Source organism: Streptomyces sp. NRRL WC-3626, from assembly GCF_000718785.1.
Taxonomy (GTDB): Bacteria; Actinomycetota; Actinomycetes; order Streptomycetales; family Streptomycetaceae; genus Streptomyces; species Streptomyces edwardsiae.
On sequence record NZ_JOCA01000044.1, the window covers coordinates 1 to 4,824 of the forward strand.

Annotated in this window: 1 protein-coding gene; it reads right to left on the reverse strand. The window is 73.0% G+C overall.

What is annotated here, in order from left to right; translation table 11 throughout:
• Positions 1-4,824: type I polyketide synthase (locus IF28_RS0135705; RefSeq protein WP_030229554.1), on the reverse strand; the 4,824-nt coding region annotated here is incomplete at both ends.

Below are 4,824 nucleotides of genomic sequence, written 5' to 3' on the forward strand. Positions count from 1 at the left end.
GAAGGCTTTGCAGCGGCCGTCCGGGGAGAGTCCGCGCTGTCGGCTGAATTCGACGAAGAGTCCGGGGCTTGCCATGACGGTCACGCCGCCGGCCAGGGCGAGGTCGCATTCGCCCTGCCGCAGTGCCTGTGCCGCCAGATGCAGAGCCACCAAGGACGACGAGCAGGCCGTGTCGACCGTGATGGCGGGGCCCTGCAGCCCGAGGGTGTACGACAGGCGGCCCGAGGCGACGCTCGACGCCAGACCCGTAGTCCGGTAGGCCTCCGAGACGTCCGGTACGGAGTGCGCGCCCGTGGCGTAGTCACTGCGCATGACACCCGTGAAGACGCCGGTGCGGGTGCCGTGCAGGACGGTCGGGTCGATGCCGGCGTGTTCGACGGCCTCCCAGCCCGTTTCCAGGAGCAGACGCTGCTGGGGATCCATCGCCGTCGCCTCACGCGGGCTGATACCGAAGAACTCCGCATCGAACTGATCGGCGTCGTACAGGAAGCCGCCGTGGCGGGTGTGCGTGGTGCCCGGATGATCGGGGTCGGGGTGGTAGAGCTCCTCCAGGTTCCAGCCCCGGTTGCGGGGGAACTGGCCGATGGCGTCCACACCGTCGGCCGCCAGACGCCACAGCTCCTCCGGAGTGCGGACCTCCCCCGGGTAGCGGCAGGCCATCCCCACGATCACGACCGGATCCTCGTCCGGGTGCGGCCGGCTCGTGCCACCCGAGTGTGCGGGCGGGACGGCGGGGTCCGCGTCGGCGCCGCGGAGTTCGGCGATCAGATGACCTGCGAGGGAGGAGGGTGTCGGGTGGTCGAAGACCGCGGTGGCGGGCAGCGGGACGCCGGTGACCGCGGTCAGGCGGCTGCGCAGTTCCAGGCCCGTGAGCGAGTCCATGCCCAGGTCCTTGAACGCGCTGCCCTTGGGGACGTCCCCGGGGCCGGGCAGGCCGAGGACCGCGGCCACGGCAGCGCGTACCAGGTCGGAGGTCGAACGGAGACGTTCTGCTTCCGGGAGCGCGGCGGTGCGCTCGCCCCAGGAGCGCGTTCCCGCGGGGCCGGCCGCTGCCGTGACGGCGCGGCGGCGGCGCGGTGCGGGGACCAGGGTCCGCAGCAGGGCGGGTGGGAAGGTGGACGGGCTGGGGTTGTGGAGTGCCGCCAGGTTCAGCTCGGCGGGCAGGAGAAGCGGTTCGCCCGACGCGAGTGCCTCGTCGAAGAGCCGCATGCCGCGATCGTGCGACAGAGGCAGGACGCCCCGGCGCGCCCACCGTGCCCTGTCGGCATCGCTGAGCTTGGCGGCCATGCTGCCTTCGGGGGACTCCCACAGCCCCCAGGCGAGGGAGGTGGCGGGCAGTCCGTGCGCGCGTCGGTGGAATGCCAGCGCATCCAGGAACGTGTTGGCGGCCGCGTAGTTGCCCTGACCGGGATTGCCGGTCAGCCCGGCGATGGAGGAGAACAGTACGAACGCCGACAGACTCGCGTCCTTCGTGAGTTCGTGCAGGTGCCAGGCCGCGTACGCCTTCGGCGGCAGTACCTTGTCGAGGCTCCCCGGGTCGAGGTTGGTCAAGGTGGCGTCGGCGAGGGCGCCCGCGGTGTGGATGACGGCGGTGAGCGGGTGGTGTCCGGAAACGCCGGCGAGCAGCTTGACGAGTGCTTGCCGGTCGGTGACGTCGCAGGCGGTGACGGTGACGTGGGCGCCCCGCTCGGCGAGCTCCGCGACGAGTTCGCGTGCCCCGGGAGCCGTGTCGCCCTGGCGGCCGGCAAGGAGCAGGTGGCGGACGCCGTGGTGGTTGACGAGGTGCCGGCTGAGCGTGCGGCCGAGGCTGCCGGTGCCGCCGGTGATGAGTACGGTGCCGTCCGGGTCGATGCCCGCAGGGAGGATGTCCCGCACGTCGGGCGGTGTCGGGGTGCGAACCAGGCGAGGGGCGTACAACTGCCCGTCGCGCAGGGCCAGAGGGAGGTCGTCGGCGGCGGCGAGAGCGGCGGGAAGCGCTGTGCCGCTGTCGCCGTGGCCCAGGTCGATGAGGGCGATGCGGCCGGGGTACTCATGGGCGGCGGTGTGAGCCAGGCCGCACACCGCCGCGGCGGGCAGGTCCAGGAGTTCCCCGTTGCCGGTGACGGCCACGGCCTCGCGGGTCAGCACCAGCAGACGGGTGTTCTCGAGGCGTTCGTCGGCCAGGAAGCGTCGTATCTTCTCCAGTACCCGGGCGACGGCGGTGTGGACCGCCTTTGGGACGGTGCGGTCCCGCTCGCCGGTGACGCAGGGGAGAACCAGGACGTCGGGAGCGCGATCACCGGTGTCGAGGGCCGCGTCGAGTCCGTCGAAGTCCGCGTAGCCCAGGGCGTGCGGGACATCCAACGGGTCGGCGCCCAGCAGTGCCCACCGTTGCGCGGGCGGCGCGCTCGGGAGCGGAACCGGTTGCCAGACGGGGTGGTACAGGCCCGCGGAGCGGGTGGTGGAGCGGAGCTCGCCCGAAGGCAGGGGCCGGAATGCGGTGGAGCCGATGGTCAGCACCGGCGTGCCGCTCTGGTCGGTGGCCGTGAGGGCCGCGCTGCCGGAGCCGTCGCGGGTGAGGCGCACCCGCAGGGCGGAGGCGCCCCAGGCGTGAAGCGTGACCTTGCCGAAGGAGAAGGGGAGGCGAAGCTCCGTGCTGTCGTCGACAAGGGCGAGGTGGAGGGCCGAGTCGAGGAGAGCCGGGTGGATGCCGTAACCGGCGGCCTGCGCGTGCACCTCCTCGGGGAGCGCCACCTCCGCGTAGCGGTCGCCGCCCGACCGCCAGGCCCGGATCAGTCCCCGGAAGGAGGGCCCGTACGCGTAACCGAGCTCCCCGAGGCGGTCGTAGAAACCGTCGAGGGAGATCTCCTCGGCACCGGCCGGGGGCCAGGACCGCCAGACCTCGAACGCGGGCTCGCCGTCCGCCGCGAGGACGGCGGTCGCGTGGCGGGTCCAGGGCAGATGCTCGTCCTGCTCGGCGCGTGAATGGACGGACAGGCGCCGCTGCCCGGTGCCGTCGGCGGGGCCGACGTGCACCTGCAGGTGCACGCCGCCCTCCGTGGGCACGATGAGCGGCTCCTCGAGGACGACCTCCTCGAGCCGACCGCAGCCGAGACGGTCGCCGGCGGCCACGGCCAGCTCCACGACGGCGGCCCCGGGCAGGAGCGCGGTGCCGCGGACGGCGTGGTCGGCGAGCCACGGATGGGTGCGCGGGGTCAGGCGGCCGGTGAGCAGCAGGCCACCATCCCCATCGCTCTCGGTGCCGGCGATGCTGGTCATGCCCCCCAACAGGGGGTGCCCCGCGGGCTGCAGGCCGAGGCCGGCGGCGTCAGCCGCCGCGGCCGGGGTGTCGAGCCAGTGGCGGCGGTGCTGGAACGCGTACGTCGGCAACTCCACCCGCCGTGCACCGGTGCCGTGGAAGACGGCCGCCCAGTCGACAGCGGCGCCGTGGCAGTGGGCTTCGGTGAGCGAGGTGAGCAGACGACGGGTCGTGTCCTCACCACGGCGCAGGGTGCCCAGAGCCACGGCGTCGGCGCCCGCCGCCTCGATCGTCGCCTCAAGCCCGACGGCAAGAACGGGGTGCGGGCTCACCTCGATGAAAAGGTTGTGCCCCGTGTCCAGCAACGCGCGAGTGGCCTGCTCGAACTCCACGGTCCCGCGCAGGTTCCGGTACCAGTACCCGGCATCCATGTCCTCGCCTGCGGCCAGGTCTCCCGTGAGGGACGAGAAGACCGCGGTGTCCCCCGTGCGCGGAGCAATACCGGCCAGGACACGCACGATGTCCCCTTCGATCTCCTCCACGTGCGAAGAATGGGACGCGTAGTCCACACCGATGCGCCGGGCTCGTACCTCCTCCCTCTCGCACCGGGCGAGGAACTCGTCCAGCGCATCGGCGTCACCGGAGACGACGACCTGCGACGGACCGTTGACCGCGGCCACCGAGATGCGCCCCCGCCAGGCGCGGATCTCATCCCGGACCCACCCAGCGGGCCGTGGCACCGACACCATCCCGCCACGGCCCGACAGCGCGGTCAGCGCCTGGCTGCGCAGCGCCACGACTCGCGCGCCCTCGGCGAGTGAGAGAACGCCCGCGACACAGGCCGCCGCGATCTCCCCCTGCGAATGACCCAGCACGGCGGCCGGCTGTACACCGAACGATCGCCAGACCTCGGCCAGTGACACCATCACCGCCCAGAGCGCCGGCTGGACGACATCCACCCGGTCGAAGCCAGGAGCGCCGTCCGCGCCCCGCAGGACGTCGGTCAGCGACCAGTCGACGAGCGGTTCCAGAGCCACCGCGCACTCGGCCATCCGCCGGGCGAACACCGGGGACGACTCCAGCAGCCCGGCCGCCATCCCCGCCCACTGCGCGCCCTGGCCGGGGAAGACGAACACCGCACGCACGGGCGACTCGGAGCGTCCGGCGACGAGCGCGGAACCGATGACGCCGTCGTCCTCCGCCAGCGCGCCGAGCCCCGCCTCGAGTTCCGCGCGGTCGCCCGCCACCAGGCCGGCCCTATGGGCGAAGTGCCGGCGCTCCAGCGCAAGGGAGAGGCCGGCGTCCCGCACCTTCATGCCCGGGTGCTCGCGGAGGTGGTTCAGCAGTCGGGCGGCCTGCGCACGCAGCGCCCGCTCGGTCCTGGCGGACAGGACGACGGGAACCTCGGATGTCCCGGCGAAGGCCCCGTCCCTCGCCGCGGTCTGCAGAGGGTCGTGTCCGTCCGGCTCGACTGCGGGGCTGTCGGCGGGTTGTTCGAGGATGACGTGGGCGTTGGTGCCGCTGATGCCGAAGGAGGAGACGGCGGCGCGGCGTGGGTGGTCGGTGTGGGGCCAGGGTGTGGTGTG